The following is a 20,498-nucleotide window of genomic DNA, read 5'->3' as shown; positions in this document are numbered from 1 at the left end:
ACCCTCTCCCGCCGGGAGAGGGAAAAGGAAAATGTGATGGCGATTAGCTATTCATAACTATGACAAATATGAACAGCTTCTGACATTTTGCATTTACGCGCCTGTGATGAAGTACAGATATCGACATTCACAGGAGATCCGCCATGAGCAGAACCCCGGTTTTAGAGATGCGCCACATTGCCAAAACCTTTGGCAATTTCCACGCGCTCAAGGGTGTGGATTTGACGGTTTTCCCCGGTGAGATCCACGCGCTGATGGGGGAAAACGGCGCCGGAAAAAGCACGCTGATGAAGATCCTCGCAGGCGCTTATACCGCCAGCAGCGGCGACATCCTCATCGACGGTCAGCCGTTTCACATCAAAGGTCCGAAGGATGCGCTGGCCGCAGGCATTACCCTGATTTATCAGGAGATGCAGCTTGCTCCTAACCTGACCGTGGCGGAAAACATTTTTCTCGGCAGCGAGCTGTCGCGCGGCGGGCTGGTGCAGCGCAAAGAGATGGCCGCCCAGGCGCAGGCGGTGATTGACCGTCTCGGCGCGCAGTTCAGCGCCACCGACCTGGTGATGAAGCTGACCATCGCCGAGCAGCAGCAGGTGGAGATCGCCCGCGCGCTGCACCGCAACAGCCGCATTCTGGTGATGGATGAACCCACCGCCGCCCTCTCTTCGCGCGAAACGCACCGCCTGTTTGAACTGATTTTGCGCCTGCGCGATGAAGGGATGGCGATTATCTACATCAGCCACCGCATGGCGGAAGTGTATGAGCTTTCCGATCGCGTCAGCGTCCTGCGCGACGGGCAGTACGTCGGCAGCCTGACGCGCGACAAGCTGAATGCCTCTGAGTTGGTGCGCATGATGGTGGGCCGCCCGCTCAGCGATCTGTTTAACAAAGAGCGCGATATTCCGCTCGGCAGCCCGCGTCTGAACGTGCACCACCTGACAGATGGCAAAAAAGTGCTGCCGTGCAGTTTGCAGGTTCGCTCCGGTGAAATCGTCGGGCTGGCGGGGCTGGTCGGGGCCGGTCGCTCCGAGCTGGCGCAGCTGATCTTCGGCGTGCGCAAAGCCACCGGCGGCATGATCGAGGTCGACGGCGAACCGGTGGTGATCCACTCCCCGCGCGCGGCCATTGAAAACGGCATCGGTTTTCTTACCGAGAACCGCAAGGAGCAGGGGCTGTTTCTGGAGCTGGCGGCGCAGGAGAACATCACCATGGCGACGCTGGAGCGCGACGCCACCTTCGGCTGGCTGAACCGCAAAAAAGCGCAGTCTATTTCCGATGACGCCATCGCCCTGCTCAATATCCGCGTGCCGCATTCTCAGGTGCGCGCGGGCGGGCTCTCCGGCGGCAACCAGCAAAAGCTGCTGATCTCCCGCTGGGTGGCGATTGGCCCGCGCATTCTGATTCTGGACGAACCTACGCGCGGCGTGGACGTCGGCGCGAAAAGCGAGATCTACCGCATCATGAACCAGATGGCGCGCAAAGGGGTGGCGATTCTGATGATCTCCAGCGAGCTGCCGGAAGTGGTGGGCATGAGCGACCGGGTGTACGTGATGCGGGAAGGCAGCATCGCGGGTGAACTCCACGGACGCGACATCTCTCAGGAAAACATTATGACGCTGGCAACCGGCGTGAACGACACACATCATCAGGCGGTGTAATTATGACAACTCCAACCCATCCGCAGCAGGTGGCGAAATCCGCCTCCGCCAAAAAAATGCTGATGAGCGATCTGATGCAAACGATCGGCATTTTGCCAATTTTAATCCTGATTGTGGCGGTATTTGGCTTTATCGCCCCGAACTTTTTCACCGAGAGCAACCTGCTGAATATTACCCGGCAGGCGTCGATCAACATCGTGCTGGCGGCGGGGATGACCTTCATCATCCTGACCGGCGGGATTGACCTCTCTGTGGGCTCGATTCTGGGCACTACGGCGGTAGCGGCGATGGTGGTCTCGCTTATCCCGGAATTTGCGATGCTCTCCATTCCGGCGGCGCTGATGCTCGGTATGGTGCTGGGGCTGTTCAACGGCGCGCTGGTGGCCTTTGCCGGGCTGCCGCCGTTTATCGTCACCCTCGGCACCTATACGGCACTGCGCGGCGCGGCGTATCTGCTGGCGGACGGCACGACGGTCATTAACTCCAACATTAACTTCGAGTGGATCGGCAACAACTACCTCGGCCCGATTCCGTGGCTGGTGGTGATCGCCCTGGCGGTGATTGTGGTGTGCTGGTTTATTCTGCGTCGCACAACCCTCGGCGTTCACATCTATGCGGTCGGCGGCAATATGCAGGCGGCACGCTTAACCGGCATCAAGGTCTGGCTGGTGCTGCTGTTTGTCTACGGCATGAGCGGCCTGCTCTCGGGATTAGGCGGCGTGATGAGCGCCTCGCGCCTCTACAGCGCCAACGGCAACCTCGGCACGGGGTACGAGCTGGATGCGATTGCGGCGGTGATCCTCGGCGGAACCAGCTTCGTCGGCGGGATCGGCACGATCACCGGCACGCTGGTGGGTGCTTTGATCATCGCCACCCTCAACAACGGCATGACGCTGATGGGCGTCTCCTACTTCTGGCAGCTGGTGATCAAAGGGGCGGTGATCATCATAGCGGTGCTGATCGACAAATACCGTACCCGACACCATCAAAGTGCATAACAACAATACCCTACGTGAGGAATACAGCATGAGATTGAAGCCCTTAGTGACCGCGCTCTGTGCTGGCGCGCTGCTGGCCGCAACCCCGTTTGCGCAGGCAAAAGATCTGAAGTCCATCGGCGTGACGGTGGGCGACCTGGCTAACCCGTTCTTCGTACAGATCACCAAAGGCGCCGAGCTGGAAGCGCGCAAGCTGGCGGGAGATAACGTCAAGGTGACGCTGGTCTCCAGCGGGTACGATCTGGGCCAGCAGGTGTCGCAGATCGATAACTTCATTGCGGCGAAAGTGGACATGATCATCCTCAACGCCGCGGATTCCAAAGGGATCGGCCCGGCGGTAAAACGCGCCAAAGAGGCGGGGATCGTGGTCGTGGCGGTTGACGTGGCGGCGGAAGGGGCCGATGCGACCATCACCTCCGATAACACCCAGGCGGGGGAGATGGCCTGTAAGTACATAACCGACCGCCTGAAAGGTAAAGGCAACGTGGTGATCATCAACGGGCCGCCGGTTTCTGCGGTACAAAACCGCGTGGAGGGCTGCCAGACCGAGTTCAGGCGCCACCCGGATATCAAAGTGCTCTCGGATAATCAGAACGCCAAAGGCAGCCGCGAAGGCGGACTGGAGGTCATGACCTCCCTGCTGGCGGCCAATCCGAAGATCGACGGCGTATTCGCAATTAACGATCCGACGGCGATCGGTGCCGATCTGGCGGCGAAACAGGCTCAACGTAATGAGTTCTTTATCGTTGGCGTGGATGGCAGCCCGGACGGTGAAGAAGCTCTGAAGCGCGAAAACTCCCTGTTTGTGGCGACGCCGGCGCAGGATCCGCAGGTGATGGCGGCGAAGGCGGTGGAGATCGGCTATGACATTCTTCAGGGCAAACCTGCGCCGAAAGAGCCTGTGCTGATCCCGGTGACGATGATCGATAAAAAGAACGTCGGCACGTATAAGGGGTGGACGGTTAAGTAACCCCGGTGCGGCCTGATGCCCTCACCCTAACCCTCTCCCCCTCTCCCTTGAGGGAGAGGGCCGGGGTGAGGGGGTGGCATAAAACGCAAGGAGTCCCCATGAAACGCTCCGACATCAATGAAATCCTCGGCCACACGCGGCAGTTCTTCTCCATGCACAACGTGCATCTCCCACCGTTTGCCAGCTTTCCGCCAACAAAATGGCAGCAGCTTGACCAGGCCGCCTGGCAGGAGGTGTTCGACCTCAGGCTCGGCTGGGACGTGACGGCGTTTGGCAGCAACAGCTTTGCCGCACAGGGGTTAACGCTGTTTACCCTGCGCAACGGCTCCCCCAACGGTGTGCCTTATGAGAAGTGCTATGCCGAAAAAATCATGCACGTGCGCGACGGCCAGGTGACGCCGATGCATTTCCACTGGCGCAAGCGGGAGGACATCATCAACCGCGGCGGCGGGAATCTGATTATTGAGTTATGGAATGCGGGCGCGCATGAGGAGACCGAAAACACCGACGTGATCGTCACGATAGACGGCTGTCGGCAGACGCACGCGCCCGGCAGCCAGCTGCGCCTCACGCCAGGGGAGAGCATCTGCCTGACGCCCGGCCTGTACCACAGTTTCTGGGGTGAACGCGGCTTTGGCGACGTGCTGGTGGGCGAAGTGTCGTCGGTCAATGACGATGAACACGACAACCACTTTTTACAGCCCATCGATCGCTACAACACCATCGAAGAAGACGAACCGGCGGTGCTGGTGCTGTGCAACGAGTACAACCTGTTTCGGATATAAGGAGTGAATGATGCCATTGATTTCTCTTGCCGACGGTCTGGCACACGCCAGAGAACACCGCTACGCCCTGGGCGCGTTCAACGTTCTCGACTCCCATTTTCTGCGCGCGCTGTTTGCCGCCGCGAAGCAGGAACGCTCGCCGTTTATCATCAACATCGCCGAAGTGCATTTTAAGTACGTGTCTCTGGAGTCGCTTGTTGAAGCGGTGAAGTTCGAAGCCGCCCGTCACGATATTCCCGTGGTGCTGAACCTCGACCACGGGCTGCATTTTGAGGCCGTCGTGCGCGCCCTGCGCTTAGGGTTCAGCTCGGTGATGTTCGACGGCTCGACGCTGAGCTATGAGGAAAATATCCGCCAGACCCGGGAAGTGGTGAAGATGTGCCACGCGGTGGGCGTCTCGGTGGAGGCGGAGCTGGGCGCAGTCGGCGGAGATGAAGGCGGCGCACTGTATGGGCATGCGGATGAAGCGTTCTTTACCGACCCACAGCTGGCGCGCGAGTTTGTCGATTTAACCGGTATCGACGCGCTGGCGGTCGCCATTGGCAACGCGCACGGCAAATACAAGGGCGAGCCGAAGCTTGATTTCCCCCGTCTGGACGCCATTCGCCAGCAGACGGGCCTGCCGCTGGTGTTACACGGCGGCTCTGGCATCAGCGATGCCGACTTCCGCCGCGCCATCGAGCTGGGCATTCATAAAATCAACTTCTATACCGGCATGTCGCAGGCCGCGCTCGCCGCCGTTGAGCAGCGCATGGCAAACCGCCAGCCGCTGTACGATGAGTTTGCCGAACTGCTGCTGGGCATTGAAGAGGCCATTACCGATACGGTCGCGGAGCAGATGCGCATCTTCGGCAGCGCGGGGCAGGCATAATGGAACGCAAAGGGATTATCGCCGCAGGCAACATGCTGGTGGATCACGTCCACCAGATCGTACAGTGGCCGGAGCGCGGCTGGCTGGCGGAAATCACCCACAGTGAGCGCTCAACCGGCGGTGCGCCGCTCAACGTTCTGCTGACGCTGGCGAAAATGCACGTCGGCCTGCCGTTACAGGCGGTGGGGCTGATTGGGGAAGACAGCGACGGAGACTATATTCTGGCGATGCTCGACCAGTATCACGTCAATCGCCAGCGCGTGCAGCGCACGACGTTCGCCCCAACGTCGATGTCGCAGGTAATGACCGACCCCAGCGGACAGCGCACCTTTTTCCACTCGCCGGGCGCCAACCGCCTGCTGGATCTTCCCGCCTTCGATCGTTTAGACGGATCGCTGAAGATCTTCCATCTCGGCTATCTGCTGCTGCTCGACAGCCTGGACATGCCGGACGAGGAGTTTGGCACCCGCAGCGCGCGGTTACTGGCACAGATGCGCGATCAGGGGTATGAAACCTCGCTCGATCTGGTCTCCCGCAAGGGCGATCCGCGCTATCAGCCGCTGGTGCTCCCTGCCCTGCGTCATCTTGATTATATGGTGATTAACGAGCTGGAAGCCGGTGAGTTTAGCGGGCTTGAGATCCGCGACGGTCATGGTGCGCTGAACATGGTCCATATCGCCGACGCTGCCGCACAGTTGCTGGCGGCAGGCGTGCGGCAGCGGGTAGTGATCCACTGTCCGGAAGGGGCATGGGGTGAAGCGCCGGGTGAAAAAGGGCAATGGGTTCCTTCGTGGAAGCTGACGCAGGACGAGATTATCGGCAGCGTCGGTGCGGGCGACGCGTTTTGCGCAGGCTTTTTATACGGTTGCCATGAATCGCTGTCGCTTACCGAGAGTATTTATCTGGCGCACGCCTGCGCGCGGGCCAGCCTGCTGGCGGCCAATGCGATTGACGGCGCGAAAACGCTGGCCGAGCTTCAGGCGTTTATTCAGGAGAACGGTCAGGCGGCTTTCTCATGATGGGAAACGTCCGTGGCAAAAACATAGCCCAGACCGCGAATGGTTTTGATCAGCAAAGGCTGGTGCGGATTGACCTCAATTTTTCGCCGTAGCCGCATGATCAACACGTCGATAGTGCGGTCAAAGACCTCGGCGCTTTCGCTGTGGGTCAGCTCCAGCAGCTGTTCACGGCTCAGTACCCGGCGGGCGTTTTGCGTTAATGCCAGCAGCAGGCCGTATTCGCCCTGGGTTAATGGCACGGTATTACGCTGCGGATCGCTCAGCTCGCAGCGGGTGGTGTCCAGCGTCCAGCCGTTAAAGGTAATACCTTCAACGCGCGGCGCGGCAGGCTCCGCGTCCAGCGCGCCGGTTCGACGCAGCACCGCCTTAACGCGGGCGACCACCACGCGCGGATTGAACGGTTTTCCGATGTAATCATCGGCGCCCATTTCCAGCCCGACGACCACATCTGATTCACTTCCCAGCCCCGTCAGCATCACCACCGGTAGCGATGGTCGCTGCTTTTGCAGTTGCAGCAAAACCTGTAATCCGTTGATATCCGGCAGCATCATGTCCAGCAGAACCAGCGCAATGCCAGGGTCCTGCTGGACACGGTTCACCGCGTCCTGACCGGTGTGACACGTCAGCACGGTAAAGACGTGCTCGCTGAGCACATCCTGTAGCAGTTCGCAGACTGCGACATCATCATCAACCACCAGAATCGCCGGTTTCATCGCATGCTTCCGTCAGGGGATTATGTTAAGTCTGAACCATTCTGCCGCTGGCTCCAGCCGAATTGTTTTTTACGTGACGGAAATTCAATCCATGTCACATCCCCTGCCCTTTCGACACGTCAATTTTGACGATTGGCTGTTTTTCGTCAGGGTTTTGCCCCGCAAAGGGTCGTAAAGTCAGGAAATACCCATAGTAAAAACATGGCATAGAAGCTGCATATTGGGCAGGTAAGAACTGTTTAACTGGAGCAAAGTGATGAAAAAAGTCGTCACGGTTTGCCCTTATTGTGCCTCAGGTTGCAAGATCCACCTGGTGGTCGATAACGGCAAAATCGTCCGGGCGGAAGCGGCGCAGGGTAAAACCAATCAGGGCACGCTGTGCCTGAAAGGGTACTACGGCTGGGATTTTATTAACGATACCCAAATCCTCACGCCGCGCCTGAAAACCCCTATGATCCGCCGCGAGCGCGGCGGCAAGCTGGAAGCCGTCTCCTGGAATGAAGCGCTGGATTACGTCGCCACGCGCCTCAGCGCCATCAAGGCCAAGTATGGCCCGGATGCGATTCAGACCACCGGCTCCTCACGCGGAACCGGGAATGAAACCAACTATGTGATGCAAAAATTCGCGCGCGCCGTTATTGGTACCAATAACGTCGACTGCTGCGCTCGCGTCTGACACGGCCCATCGGTTGCAGGTCTGCACCAGTCGGTCGGTAACGGCGCAATGAGTAATGCCATCAATGAGATAGATAACACCGATCTGGTGTTCATCTTCGGCTATAACCCGGCGGATTCTCACCCTATCGTCGCGAATCACGTTATTCGCGCCAAACAGAACGGGGCGAAAATCATCGTCTGCGATCCGCGTAAAATTGAAACCGCGCGCATTGCGGATATGCACATCGCACTGAAAAACGGCTCGAACATCGCGCTGTTGAATGCGATGGGGCATGTCATTATTGAGGAGAACCTCTACGACCAGGCGTTTGTCGCGAGCCGTACGGAAGGGTTTGAAGAGTATCGCAAGATTGTCGAAGGCTATACGCCGGAGTCAGTAGAGGCGATAACCGGCGTCAGCGCGCAGGAGATCCGCCAGGCGGCGCGGATGTACGCCGGAGCGAAAACCGCCGCCATTCTGTGGGGCATGGGCGTGACCCAGTTCTACCAGGGCGTGGAAACCGTGCGCTCGCTCACCAGCCTCGCCATGCTGACCGGCAATCTGGGTAAAGCGCATGTGGGCGTGAACCCGGTGCGTGGTCAGAATAACGTGCAGGGTGCGTGTGATATGGGCGCGCTGCCGGACACCTATCCGGGCTACCAGTACGTCAAATTCCCGGAAAACCGCGAGAAGTTTGCGAAGGCCTGGGGCGTGGAAAGTCTGCCGGCACACACCGGATACCGCATCAGCGAGCTGCCGCACCGCGCGGCGCACGGTGAAGTACGTGCGGCCTACATCATGGGTGAAGATCCGCTCCAGACCGACGCCGAACTGTCTGCGGTGCGCAAAGGCTTTGAGGATCTGGAGCTGGTGATTGTTCAGGATATCTTTATGACCAAAACCGCGGCGGCGGCGGATGTGATTCTGCCGTCGACCTCCTGGGGCGAGCATGAAGGTGTCTATACGGCGGCAGACCGCGGCTTCCAGCGCTTCTTCAAGGCCGTCGAGCCGAAGTGGGATCTGAAAACGGACTGGCAGATCATCAGCGAAATCGCCACCCGCATGGGCTACCCGATGCACTACAACAACACCCAGGAGATCTGGGACGAGTTGCGGCATCTGTGCCCGGACTTTTATGGGGCAACCTATGAAAAAATGGGTGAGCTGGGCTACATCCAGTGGCCGTGCCGGGATGAATCAGAATCCGATCAGGGGACGTCATACCTCTTTAAAGAGAAGTTCGACACCCCGAACGGGCTGGCGCAGTTCTTCACCTGCGACTGGGTCGCGCCGATCGATAAGCTCACCGACGAGTATCCGATGGTGCTCTCCACCGTGCGTGAAGTGGGCCACTACTCCTGCCGTTCCATGACCGGTAACTGCGCCGCGCTGGCGGCGCTGGCGGATGAACCGGGCTACGCGCAGATCAACACCGCCGATGCCGAACGTCTCGGTATTGAAGATGAAGCGCTGGTGTGGGTGAACTCGCGTAAAGGCCGCATCATTACCCGCGCGCAGGTCAGCGACCGTCCAAACAAAGGGGCAGTCTATATGACCTACCAGTGGTGGATTGGCGCCTGTAACGAGCTGGTGACGGAGAACTTAAGCCCGATAACCAAAACGCCGGAGTATAAATACTGCGCCGTAAACGTGGAGCCAATAGCGGATCAACACGCTGCGGAACAGTATGTGATCGACGAATATAACAAGCTGAAAGCCCGCCTGCGCGAAAGCGCAATGGGATGAAGCCGTTAATTAATCGCTGACTAAATGGGGTGAGATATTCACCCCATTATTATTTCTGGCATCGCTATTAATTACATCTATATATATTTCTGAAGATGTCTCGCAGAAAAAATGTAATTTGCACGAAAATTAATTACATCTTTGCATTTTAATTCAGCGAGATAAGATATGCGGCGGGTGCTTAAGACTTTCTGTCTTGAGCATTGTTGAGGGACAGAAAGTGGAAAGCCCCGGGAAATTTGCATTTACCCGAGGCTACCCCTCAACAACCAACAGGTTGAGAGTAGCCTCTTATTCTTTTTTTCACAAGGAGTAAAAGGCATGACGCCATTAAAAACTACGTTAGGCATCGTCTTTATTATTTGCCTGACGATAGTGATCTTTACCTTTATTACTCGCGATAAGTTATGTGAGTTTTCAATAAAGAGTGAACATCAGGAGGTGGCGGCGAAATTAGCCTGTAACGCAGGCTAACCTCTTCGGGCGGAACGCGTGTTCCGCCCGGCTTGTGGGATGCTGAGGTCTTAACGCACCCGTTTTTTTCTTCTGTCGCCGCGATTATACTGCGCGGCGTGTACCCAGATGATAAGAATCCATGAAAACCCTTTTTCTGATGTTGTTATTTTTAACCGCGTTTGCCCATGCCGATGAGATAGGCAGCCAGTATAAAAAGCAGGCTGAAGCGGGCGATGCGCGCGCGCAGTATTATCTTGCCGATACCTGGTTCAGTTCCGGTGACAGCGCGCAGGCGGCGCTGTGGGCGGAAAAAGCGGCAAAAGGCGGTGATGTCGACGCCATGGCGCTGCTGTCGCAAATCCACTTTTCGCAGGGTGACTATGCGCAGGCTAAAGCCCTGGCCCAGCAGGCAAACATTGCGGGCAGCAAACGCGGCGCGATCATGCTGGCGCGGGTGCTGGTGAACACGCAGGCGGGCAAAACCGACTACCCGCAGGCCATCGCACTGCTGCAATCGGCGACCGAAGACATCGATAGCGACTCGGCGGTAGACGCGCAACAGCTGCTGGGGCTGATCTATGCCAACGGCGTTGAAGTCCCTCAGGATGACGTGCAGGCCGCGTCGTGGTTCAAGCGGAGTTCGGCTCTGTCCCGGACGGGCTATGCGGAGTACTGGGCAGGAATGCTGTTCAGGCAGGGTGAGAAAGGCTTTATCACACCGAATAAACAGAAAGCGCTTTACTGGTTAAACCTGAGCTGTACCGAAGGGTTTGATACCGGGTGTGAAGAGTTTGATGCGTTGAGCGGGGAGTAACGTGCCGGGTGGCGGCTTCGCCTTACCCGGCCTACAAAACCCGTAGGCCCGGTAAGCGCAGCGCCACCGGGCTTAGAATGTTACTGGTCAGCCGTTTTATCAAAACGACCCAGCACCTCGCGTTCATACGCCAGCGCTTTTTTACGGTCGAACTTGTGTTCCCACTTGGAGATTACCAGCACCGCCAGCGCATTACCCACCACGTTCAGCGCAGTACGCGCCATGTCTAGGATACGGTCCACACCGGCAATAAACGCCAGGCCTTCCAGCGGAATACCGACGCTGCCCAGCGTCGCCAGCAGCACCACGAAGGAGACGCCCGGCACGCCTGCGATGCCTTTTGAAGTCACCATCAGCGTCAGAACCAGCACGATCTCCTGCCACAGCGACAGGTCAATGCCGTACAGCTGCGCGATAAAGATTGCCGCAATACTCTGATACAGCGTCGAACCATCCAGGTTAAAGGAGTAACCCGTTGGCACCACGAAGCTGGTAATGGACGCCGGCGCACCGTAGGCCTCCATCTTCTCAATGATACGCGGCAGTACGCTCTCGGAGCTTGCCGTGGAGTAGGCCAGAATCAGCTCATCCTTCAGGATGCGGATCAGGATCCAGATGCTGAGCCCGCACAGGCGCGCCACAATGCCCAGCACTACCAGCGCGAAGAACAGAATCGCGAAGTGCACCAGAATCACCAGCTTCGCCAGCGGCCACAGGGAGGCAAAGCCGAAGTTCGCTACGGTCACCGCAATCAGCGCGAATACCCCGACCGGCGCATAACGCATCACCATGTGGGTGACTTTGAACATGGTTTCGGAGACAGATCGGAACACGGTGACCAGCGGTTCACGGTGCGTCGCAGGCAGGGAAGAAAGCCCCAGACCAAAGAGTACCGAGAAGAAGATGATCGGCAGCATCTCGCCCTTCGCCATGGACGCGATAATGTTGGTCGGCACCAGCGAGAGAATAGTCCCCATCAGCCCATGCGAATGGCTCTGCACATCGGCGGTTGTGCTTTGGTATTTCGAAATATCCACCGTCGCCAGCTGCGACATATCGATCCCGGCACCAGGCTGGAACACATTCGCCAGGGTGATGCCAAGAACGATGGCAACCGTGGTGATCACTTCGAAATAGAGAATAGTTTTAACGCCGATGCGGCCTAACTGTTTCGCATCACCGACACCCGCGATACCAACCACCAGCGTCGAGATCACAATCGGCACAACAATCATCTTGATCAGATGAATAAAGATATCGCCCGCAGGTGAGAGAAGGTTCGCAATCAGCCACTCGCGGCTGTCGCTATGATAATGGAGGTAACTGCCCAGCAAGATGCCCAGCACAAGGGCCAGCAGGATCTGCCAGGCCAGGCTGACTTTCAAATTTTTCATAGAAACTGACTTCCTCAATGAAATCTCCGTACCATCAAAACTGCATGAATATGGAGACATACTGAAAGGGTATGAATTGTGTTGCGTTGGTTTATGGGATTTTTTAACGCGCCGTATGAGTATCATTTGCACGGCATGCTGCGCAAGCCTTAAAGAACAAGGCATTTCACTGCAAAAAGTGTCATTGACGGCAATTTATAGCAATTCGCATAAATAACCATTTGTTATACAAAATATTTTCACTTCAAAAAAGTGAATAATTCTTCAGGTGAATTATTTCTCTTCAAAGTTTCATTCGCTCAATTTTCATACTCTTCAGACATTGCGTGATCTGTCGCCCAAATACTAAACAAAGCTTGTAAAGCCCCTACTATTAACGTTTTTGCGACATATTATTAACATCTTACAAGGAGAAAAAAAGCCATGAGCCAAATACACAAACACGACATTCCCGCAAACATTGCGGACCGTTGCCTGATAAGCCCGGAGCAATACCAGGAGAAATACCAGCAGTCCGTTTCCAGCCCTAACGCGTTCTGGGGTGAGCAGGGCCACATCCTCGACTGGATCAAACCTTATCAGAAGGTAAAGAACACCTCTTTCGCGCCGGGCAACGTCTCCATTAAATGGTATGAAGACGGCACGCTGAACCTGGCGGCGAACTGCCTGGACCGCCATCTTGCTGAACGCGGCAACGAAACGGCCATCATCTGGGAAGGCGACGATGCCTCTCAGAGTAAACATATCACCTATAACGAACTTCATCGCGACGTGTGCCGCTTTGCCAACGTGCTGCTGGCCCAGGGCATTAAAAAAGGCGATGTGGTGGCGATCTATATGCCAATGGTGCCGGAAGCCGCCGTGGCTATGCTGGCCTGCGCGCGCATCGGTGCGATCCACTCCGTTATCTTCGGCGGTTTCTCGCCGGAGGCGGTTGCCGGGCGTATTGTCGACTCAAATTCGAAGCTGGTGATCACCGCTGACGAGGGCGTGCGCGCCGGGCGCGGTATTCCGCTGAAGAAAAACGTTGATGAAGCGCTGAAAAACCCGAACGTAAAATCCATCAACAACGTCATTGTCCTCAAGCGCACGGGCGGCAAAATCGACTGGCACGAGGGGCGCGACCTGTGGTGGAGCGATCTGATTGAAAACGCGAGCGACCAGCATCAGCCGGAAGAGATGAACGCGGAAGATCCGCTGTTTATCCTGTATACCTCCGGCTCCACCGGTAAGCCGAAAGGCGTGCTGCATACCACCGGCGGTTATCTGGTCTATGCGGCCACCACCTTTAAATACGTTTTCGACTATCATCCGGGCGACATCTACTGGTGTACTGCCGACGTGGGCTGGGTCACCGGTCACAGCTACCTGCTGTACGGCCCGCTGGCCTGCGGCGCAACGACGCTGATGTTTGAAGGCGTACCGAACTGGCCGACCCCGGCGCGTATGTGCCAGGTGGTTGATAAGCATCAGGTCAACATTCTCTATACCGCGCCAACGGCGATCCGTGCGCTAATGGCGGAAGGCGATAAAGCCATCGAAGGGACCGACCGCTCTTCCCTGCGCATCCTCGGCTCCGTGGGCGAGCCGATCAACCCGGAAGCCTGGGAGTGGTACTGGAAGAAGATCGGCAACGAGAAGTGCCCGGTGATGGACACCTGGTGGCAGACCGAAACCGGCGGCTTCATGATCACCCCGATGCCGGGTGCCACGCAGCTGAAAGCCGGTTCGGCCACCCGTCCGTTCTTCGGCGTGCAGCCTGCGCTGGTGGACAACGAAGGCAATCCGCAGGAAGGCGCTACCGAGGGCAACCTGGTGATCGTCGATTCCTGGCCTGGCCAGGCGCGTACCCTGTTCGGCGACCATGAGCGCTTCGAGCAGACCTACTTCTCGACCTTCAAAAACATGTACTTCAGCGGCGACGGCGCGCGCCGGGATGAAGACGGTTATTACTGGATCACCGGACGCGTGGACGACGTGCTGAACGTCTCCGGCCACCGTCTGGGCACGGCGGAGATTGAGTCTGCGCTGGTGTCGCATCCGAAAATTGCCGAAGCGGCGGTTGTCGGCATTCCTCACAACATCAAAGGCCAGGCGATCTACGCCTACGTCACCCTGAACCACGGCGAAGAGCCGTCGCCAGAGCTGTATACCGAGGTGCGCAACTGGGTGCGTAAAGAGATCGGCCCGCTTGCCACGCCGGACGTGCTGCACTGGACCGACTCGCTGCCGAAAACCCGTTCCGGCAAGATTATGCGCCGTATCCTGCGCAAAATCGCGGCGGGCGACACCAGTAACCTCGGTGATACCTCAACGCTGGCCGATCCTGGCGTGGTGGACAAACTGCTCGAAGAGAAGCAGGCCATCGCAATGCCTTCCTAGTGTTTTCTCCCTCTCCCCGTGGGAGAGGGCCGGGGTGAGGGCATCAGACCGCACCTTCCTCCCCTCACCCTCTCCCCACAGGGGAGAGGGGATAAAAACAAACCAACCTTACTTCTGGAGACTCTGTGATGAATAACGATATTTGTCAGCAGATAGAGAATAGTGCGCACTACAGGGAGCTCGTCGAAAAACGGCAACGGTTTGCCTTCATCCTTTCCATCATCATGCTGATTATCTACGTCGGCTTTATTCTGCTGATCGCCTTTGCGCCGCACTGGCTGGGCACCCCGCTGCATGAGGGTACCAGCGTCACGCGCGGTATTCCGATTGGGATTGGCGTGATCATCATTTCGTTTGTGCTCACGGGTGTGTACGTCTGGCGTGCGAACGGTGAATTCGATCGTCTTAACAGAGAAGTTCTGCGCGAGGTAAAAGCATCATGAAGCGAGTCCTGACGGCGCTAGCCGCCACACTTCCCTTTGCTGCCCATGCGGCAGATGCCCTTACCGGCGAGGTTCAGCGCCAGCCAACCAACTGGCAGGCGATTATCATGTTCCTGATTTTCGTGGTGCTGACGCTGTACATCACCTACTGGGCGTCGAAACGCGTACGCTCCCGTAACGATTACTACACCGCGGGCGGCAACATTACCGGCTTCCAGAACGGGCTGGCGATAGCGGGGGACTTTATGTCCGCCGCCTCGTTCCTCGGGATCTCCGCGCTGGTGTACACCTCCGGGTATGACGGCCTGATCTACTCCCTCGGGTTCCTGGTGGGCTGGCCAATCATTCTGTTCCTGATTGCCGAGCGCCTGCGTAACCTGGGGCGCTATACCTTTGCTGACGTCGCCTCCTATCGCCTGAAGCAGGGGCCGATTCGTACCCTCTCCGCCTGCGGTTCGCTGGTGGTGGTGGCACTCTATCTGATCGCCCAGATGGTCGGCGCGGGCAAACTGATCGAGCTGCTGTTCGGCCTGAACTACCACGTCGCGGTGGTGCTGGTCGGCGTGCTGATGGTGATGTACGTCCTGTTCGGCGGCATGCTGGCCACCACCTGGGTACAGATCATCAAAGCGGTACTACTGCTGTTCGGCGCCAGCTTTATGGCCTTTATGGTGATGAAGCACGTCGGGTTCAGCTTCAATAATCTGTTTACCGAAGCGATGGCGGTCCACCCGAAAGGGGAAGCGATCATGAGCCCGGGCGGGCTGGTGAAAGATCCGATATCCGCGCTCTCGCTCGGTCTCGGCCTGATGTTCGGTACCGCTGGCCTGCCGCATATCCTGATGCGTTTCTTCACGGTGTCAGATGCGCGTGAAGCGCGTAAAAGCGTGTTCTACGCCACCGGGTTTATGGGCTACTTCTACATTCTGACCTTTATCATCGGCTTCGGCGCAATCATGCTGGTGGGGGCAAACCCGGCGTTTAAAGACGCGGCGGGCGCGCTTATCGGCGGTAACAACATGGCGGCGGTGCATCTGGCCGACGCGGTGGGCGGCAACCTGTTCCTCGGCTTTATCTCTGCCGTGGCCTTTGCCACCATCCTCGCGGTGGTTGCAGGGCTGACGCTGGCCGGCGCGTCGGCGGTTTCGCATGACCTCTACGCCAACGTCTTCCGCAAAGGCGCGAGCGAGCGCGATGAGCTGAAAGTCTCCAAAATCACCGTGCTGGTGCTGGGCGTCGTCGCCATCCTGCTGGGGATTTTGTTCGAGAAACAGAACATCGCCTTTATGGTCGGGCTGGCCTTCTCGATTGCGGCAAGCTGTAACTTCCCGATCATTCTGCTCTCCATGTACTGGTCAAAACTGACCACCCGTGGGGCGATGATTGGCGGCTGGCTGGGCCTGCTGACGGCGGTGATTCTGATGATCCTCGGCCCGACCATCTGGGTGCAGATCCTCGGTCACGAAAGCGCTATCTTCCCGTATGAATACCCGGCGCTGTTCTCCATTGCCGTGGCGTTTATCGGGATCTGGATCTTCTCTGCCACCGATAATTCACCGGAGGGTAACCTGGAGCGTGAAAAATTCCGCGCCCAGTTTATCCGCTCGCAAACCGGCCTGGGCGTTGAGCAGGGCCGCGCGCACTAAGCCTTTTCTCCCCGGTCGCTCTGGCCGGGGAGCTTAAAACATCACCCACGCCACCAGCGGCGCAATCAGCACCATCGTGACGCCCGAAAGCATCATCACCAGGCTCGCGACAACGCCCTCCTGCTGTCCCAGCTCATACGAACGTGCCGTCCCCGCCCCGTGCGACGCCGCGCCAAACCCCGCGCCTTTCGCCATCCCTTCGCGAATGGAAAGCCGCAGAAACAGCACATCCCCCACTGCCATGCCGAACACGCCCGTCACCACCACAAACAGCGCCACCAGATCCGGCTGGCCACCGAGCGGTTTGGCGGCTGCCAGCGCAAACGGCGTGGTCACCGAACGCACCGCCAGACTGCGCTGGATTTCATCCGACAGGGTAAACAGCCGCGCCAGCCAGACCGAGCTGCACACCGCCACCACCGTCGCGGTGACGACGCCCGCGCCGAGCGACATCCAGTGGCGTCGGATAATAGCGAGGTTGTCATAAACGGGTACGGCGAAGGCGATGGTCGCCGGGCCAAGCAGCCACAGCAGCCAGTGGGATTCGCCAATGTAGTTCTGCCAGGAGATATGGCCGAAGACCAGCATCAGCACCAGCAGGATCGGCGTAAAGACCAGCGGCATCAGCGGCAGCGCGCGAAAGCGGCGATACAGGCGCTTGTTGGCAAAGTAGATGACGACTGTCGCAATCAGGCACAGCACGCTTATCTGAAAGTTAGTCATGCTTCTGCCTGCTGATTTCAAAGCGATACACTTTATCCACCACCCAGGCGGTGGCGCCCAGCACCATCATCGTGCTCAGGGCGATAACCGCAAAGATGCGCCAGCCGTCGACCATCAGCAACTGGGCATAATTCACCACCGCCACCACAGCCGGCACAAAGAACAACAGCATCTCCGCCAGCAGCCAGCGTGCGCCGGCCCGCACCCAGCTAAGGGGCAACGCGCGACAGAGGATCAGCGTCAGCAACAGCACCATCCCCACCAGGTTGGCGGGTAAAGGCAGATGCAGCCAGTCGACAAGATATTCCGCGAAAACAAACAGTCCCGCGTAAAGCAGTACCTGAACCGGTACCTGGAGTCGTTGAACAACGGCAGGCGTAACACGGCTTAACGCCACGGCCATGGGGGTTTTCCTCAGAAATGAGACGAGGCGCCAGTATAGTGAGCGTACGGTATCGACTGAAATGAATTAAAATCATCGAAGGTATAGTTTCGAGGAATAATCATGGACATAAGAACGCTGCGCTATTTTGTCGAGGTGGTTCGCCAGCAAAGTTTTACCCGCGCAGCGGAGAAGTTATTCGTAACCCAGCCAACCATCAGCAAGATGCTGAAAAACCTCGAAGATGAGCTGAACTGTACCCTGCTGATCCGCGACGGACGCAAGCTACTGCTGACCGATACCGGTCGCGTGGTGTTCGAGCGCGGGCTGGCAATTCTGGCGGAGTTCCGCCAGCTGGAGGCCGAGCTTGGGGACATCAACCATCTGACAAAAGGGCTGCTGCGGCTCGGTATTCCGCCGATGGTCGGCATGATGATGGCCGGCCCGATAAGCCTGTTTCGTCAGCGCTATCCCGGCGTTGAGCTAAAAATTGCTGAATTTGGCGGCCTGACCGTGCAGCAGGCGGTGATGAACGGCGAACTGGACGTGGCGATGACCGCGCTCCCTGTTGAGGAGGAGAGCGGACTGGCGACGCTGCCGCTCTTTAGCCACCCGCTGTGCGTGCTGGTGCCCCGCTGCGGCGACTGGCTTAGGATAGACTCGGTGAAACCCGAGTTGCTCGGTGAACACCCGCTGCTGATCTACAACGAAGACTTCGCCTTAAGCCGCCAGCTGATGGCGCTGTTTAACCAGCATAACGTGAAGCCGCGCATTGCGGTGCGCAGCGGCCAGTGGGATTTTCTGGCGGCGATGGTACAGGCGGGCGTGGGGATTGCCATTCTGCCGCAGCCGATCTGCGAGCGGCTGGATAAAAATACGCTGCGCTGGATCCCGCTGGAGAGCGACCTGCACTGGCAGCTGGGGATGATCTGGCGTGAAGGGGTCTATCTGTCGCACAGCGCGCAGGCGTGGTTGCAATGTTGTGAGGGGTTTTGGGTACCCTCACCCTAACCCTCTCCCACAGGGAGAGGGAACCGATCGAGCACGTAGGCCCGGTAAGCGCAGCGCCACCGGGCAATTACAGCGCTACTGATTCTCTATCAACAACGCTTCCAGCAGATCCAGATCGTGCAGCAGCTTTTGCAGCGTCTCGTTGCTGATCTGCCGCGTGGCGCGCAGGTGATACAGCTCGGCACGCTCGGAGCGCAGCGCCGCCAGGCGGAAACGGCGTTCGAGGTTCTCTTCCTGCAACGAACTTTCCACGTCGTTACGTCCGTCAGCACGGCGACGCAAATTACCGATCACGCGTGAACTGACTTCCTTCAGCAGCTGGTTATCAATGTTCTCTTCGGCATCGGCGGCCAGACGCTCCTCCATCTTCTCGATGGCGACAATCGCCACTTCCGCCGTCGCCGCACGGGCAATCCGCTCTTCTTTGTGCTGTTGCGAGGAGTCCCCTGCGTCAATATGTTGCAGCAGAATCGGCAGCATAATCACGCCGACAAACAGGGAGAAGAGGATCACGCCCGCCGCCAGGAACACCAGCTCGTAGCGCGCCGGGAAGACGTCACCCGTCGGCAGCAGCAGAGGAATGGAGAGCACACCAGCAAGGGTGATCGCCCCGCGCACGCCCGCGAAAGAGGCAATCAGCAGCTCGCGCGTAGTCCACGAGCCAAACTCCATCGGCTTTTTGGTCAGGAAGCGAACGCTGAATTTCTTCATCGTCCACAGCCAGCCGAAACGCACCAGCATCAGCGCAAGGTAGATGAGCACGATATCGGTAAACAGCATCCAGACTTCAACGTTTGGATCCGCTTCGGCCGCAATCAGCGAGGATTCCATAATGCCCGGCAGTTGCAGGCCCAACAGCAGGAACACCATGCCGTTAAACACAAACTCGAGCATAGCCCAGGTACTGTTCGCGCGCAGGCGCATCGCCAGCGGCGCGCGACGCATAACGCCGGAGCGGGTGATGGTCATCCCCGCGGCTACCGCCGCCAGAATGCCCGACACGCCAATGTGTTCGGCAATCAGGTAAGAGGCGAACGGCAGCAGGAACAGCAGGACGATCTGCGTCGCCGGTTCATCACCACCCCAGCGGCTAAGGAAGCGCAGCGAGCGTCCGTACAGCCAGCTCACTACGAAGCCCGCGAGGATACCGCCAATCGCCACCTTGAAGAATTCCAGGGTCGCGCCGCCGACGGTAAAGACCATGGTGCCCATGGCAACCGCCACGGCAAACTTCAGGGCGACCAGGCCAGAGGCGTCGTTCATCAGCGCCTCGCCCTGCAAAATGCCCATGATTTTCTTTGGAATGCGCCCTTCGCCCACAATGCCGGACAGCGCCACGGCGTCGGTAGGCGACAGCACGGCGGCCAGCGCAAAGGCGGGTATGAGCGGGATCCCCGGTACGGCCCAGTAGATCAGAAAACCAATCCCGACCACGGTGACCACCACCAGCGCCAGCGCCAGGCCGAAGATCTCTCGCCCGTGCTCCAGAAATTCGCGCGTCGGCGTTTTCCAGCCATCGGCAAACAGCAGCGGCGGGATAAACAGCACGAGGAACAGTTCCGGATCGAACTCCACGTGCAGACCGAACGTCGGCCACGCCAGCAGCGCACCGATAGCTATTTGCATTAAAGGCAGGGGGACCTGGAAGGGCAGTACGCGTGTAACCACCCCGGATAATGAGACCACAAGGGTCATGATGAGTATTGTGAAGAAAATTTCCATGCGTTCCCTGTTTGCTGTGTTTCTTATATGCCAAACCTGAGGCGTCGTGCCTCTTATTCTATCCTCTCCAGAGTAACGTAAAAGGCAACAGGATGAGTCCTGAAAAT

At 58.1% G+C, this 20,498-nt stretch carries 18 protein-coding genes; 13 read left to right on the top strand and 5 right to left on the bottom strand.

What is annotated here, in order from left to right; all coding sequences use genetic code 11:
- Positions 1–143: 143 nt before the first annotated feature.
- The 6 genes from SK50_RS04300 to SK50_RS04275 all read left to right on the top strand — a co-directional run bounded on the left by SK50_RS04300 (position 144) and on the right by SK50_RS04275 (position 6,301).
- Positions 144–1,658, top strand: coding sequence for a sugar ABC transporter ATP-binding protein (locus SK50_RS04300; RefSeq protein WP_023302933.1), 1,515 nt, complete (start codon positions 144–146; stop codon positions 1,656–1,658).
- A 2-nt stretch (positions 1,659–1,660) separates the two neighbouring features.
- On the top strand, positions 1,661–2,656 hold the full coding sequence (locus SK50_RS04295) for an ABC transporter permease subunit (RefSeq protein WP_003860239.1): 996 nt from the start codon (positions 1,661–1,663) through the stop codon (positions 2,654–2,656).
- 28 nt (positions 2,657–2,684) lie between these two features.
- On the top strand, positions 2,685–3,626 hold the full coding sequence (locus SK50_RS04290; RefSeq protein WP_003860240.1) for an ABC transporter substrate-binding protein: 942 nt from the start codon (positions 2,685–2,687) through the stop codon (positions 3,624–3,626).
- A gap of 98 nt (positions 3,627–3,724) precedes the next feature.
- A complete protein-coding gene (locus SK50_RS04285) occupies positions 3,725–4,411 on the top strand; it encodes a D-lyxose/D-mannose isomerase (protein WP_045344647.1) in 687 nt (228 codons plus the stop codon).
- A 10-nt stretch (positions 4,412–4,421) separates the two neighbouring features.
- The gene (locus SK50_RS04280) at positions 4,422–5,282 is read left to right on the top strand and encodes a ketose 1,6-bisphosphate aldolase (protein ID WP_023295772.1); all 861 of its coding nucleotides are present in this window, start codon (positions 4,422–4,424) and stop codon (positions 5,280–5,282) included.
- Positions 5,282–6,301, top strand: coding sequence for a carbohydrate kinase family protein (locus SK50_RS04275; protein ID WP_015570203.1), 1,020 nt, complete (start codon positions 5,282–5,284; stop codon positions 6,299–6,301). The genes SK50_RS04280 and SK50_RS04275 overlap by 1 nt, the downstream gene beginning before the upstream one ends.
- Here the strand turns inward: SK50_RS04275 and SK50_RS04270 are convergent.
- Entirely contained in the window at positions 6,283–7,014 is a 732-nt protein-coding gene (locus tag SK50_RS04270; RefSeq protein WP_015570202.1) for a response regulator, read from the bottom strand. The two genes, SK50_RS04275 and SK50_RS04270, sit on opposite strands and share 19 nt — an antisense overlap.
- A 256-nt stretch (positions 7,015–7,270) precedes the next feature.
- Here SK50_RS04270 and fdhF point away from each other — a divergent pair, with 256 nt between their 5' ends.
- The 3 genes from fdhF to SK50_RS04250 all read left to right on the top strand — a co-directional run bounded on the left by fdhF (position 7,271) and on the right by SK50_RS04250 (position 10,688).
- Positions 7,271–9,418 carry a formate dehydrogenase subunit alpha gene (gene fdhF, locus SK50_RS04260; protein WP_080024796.1) on the top strand — a complete coding sequence of 716 codons (2,148 nt, stop codon included), beginning with the start codon at positions 7,271–7,273 and terminating at the stop codon, positions 9,416–9,418.
- A 321-nt stretch (positions 9,419–9,739) separates the two neighbouring features.
- Positions 9,740–9,892 carry a Hok/Gef family protein gene (locus SK50_RS04255; protein ID WP_023295770.1) on the top strand — a complete coding sequence of 51 codons (153 nt, stop codon included), beginning with the start codon at positions 9,740–9,742 and terminating at the stop codon, positions 9,890–9,892.
- Between the two features lie 121 nt (positions 9,893–10,013).
- Positions 10,014–10,688, top strand: coding sequence for a tetratricopeptide repeat protein (locus SK50_RS04250; protein ID WP_015570200.1), 675 nt, complete (start codon positions 10,014–10,016; stop codon positions 10,686–10,688).
- Between the two features lie 80 nt (positions 10,689–10,768).
- Here the strand turns inward: SK50_RS04250 and gltP are convergent, their stop codons facing one another.
- Positions 10,769–12,082 carry a glutamate/aspartate:proton symporter GltP gene (gene gltP, locus SK50_RS04245; protein ID WP_015570199.1) on the bottom strand — a complete coding sequence of 438 codons (1,314 nt, stop codon included), beginning with the start codon at positions 12,080–12,082 and terminating at the stop codon, positions 10,769–10,771.
- A gap of 423 nt (positions 12,083–12,505) precedes the next feature.
- On the opposite strand from gltP, the gene acs reads away from it, so the two are divergent.
- From acs to actP, 3 genes are all read left to right on the top strand, one after another.
- Positions 12,506–14,464, top strand: coding sequence for an acetate--CoA ligase (gene acs, locus SK50_RS04240; RefSeq protein WP_048229113.1), 1,959 nt, complete (start codon positions 12,506–12,508; stop codon positions 14,462–14,464).
- Positions 14,465–14,592: 128 nt separating this feature from the next.
- Positions 14,593–14,907, top strand: coding sequence for a DUF485 domain-containing protein (locus SK50_RS04235; RefSeq protein ID WP_017382635.1), 315 nt, complete (start codon positions 14,593–14,595; stop codon positions 14,905–14,907).
- Complete coding sequence (gene actP, locus SK50_RS04230) at positions 14,904–16,553, top strand: cation/acetate symporter ActP (RefSeq protein ID WP_017382634.1); 1,650 nt, start codon at positions 14,904–14,906, stop codon at positions 16,551–16,553. The genes SK50_RS04235 and actP overlap by 4 nt, the downstream gene beginning before the upstream one ends.
- Positions 16,554–16,586: 33 nt before the next feature.
- Here actP and SK50_RS04225 read toward each other — a convergent pair whose 3' ends face one another.
- Positions 16,587–17,276, bottom strand: coding sequence for an LrgB family protein (locus SK50_RS04225; RefSeq protein WP_017382633.1), 690 nt, complete (start codon positions 17,274–17,276; stop codon positions 16,587–16,589).
- Complete coding sequence (locus SK50_RS04220; RefSeq protein WP_017382632.1) at positions 17,269–17,679, bottom strand: CidA/LrgA family protein; 411 nt, start codon at positions 17,677–17,679, stop codon at positions 17,269–17,271. The genes SK50_RS04225 and SK50_RS04220 overlap by 8 nt, the downstream gene beginning before the upstream one ends.
- 102 nt (positions 17,680–17,781) lie before the next feature.
- On the opposite strand from SK50_RS04220, the gene SK50_RS04215 reads away from it, so the two are divergent.
- The gene (locus tag SK50_RS04215) at positions 17,782–18,669 is read left to right on the top strand and encodes a LysR family transcriptional regulator (RefSeq protein ID WP_017382631.1); all 888 of its coding nucleotides are present in this window, start codon (positions 17,782–17,784) and stop codon (positions 18,667–18,669) included.
- 75 nt (positions 18,670–18,744) lie between these two features.
- Here the strand turns inward: SK50_RS04215 and SK50_RS04210 are convergent, their stop codons facing one another.
- Positions 18,745–20,391, bottom strand: coding sequence for a Na+/H+ antiporter (locus tag SK50_RS04210; RefSeq protein ID WP_003860270.1), 1,647 nt, complete (start codon positions 20,389–20,391; stop codon positions 18,745–18,747).
- Between the last annotated feature and the right edge of the window lie 107 nt (positions 20,392–20,498).

This window comes from Enterobacter sp. BWH64, from assembly GCF_001037645.1.
Lineage (GTDB): Bacteria > Pseudomonadota > Gammaproteobacteria > Enterobacterales > Enterobacteriaceae > Enterobacter > Enterobacter hormaechei_C.
This window is presented reverse-complemented; position numbering and strand designations above follow the sequence as displayed.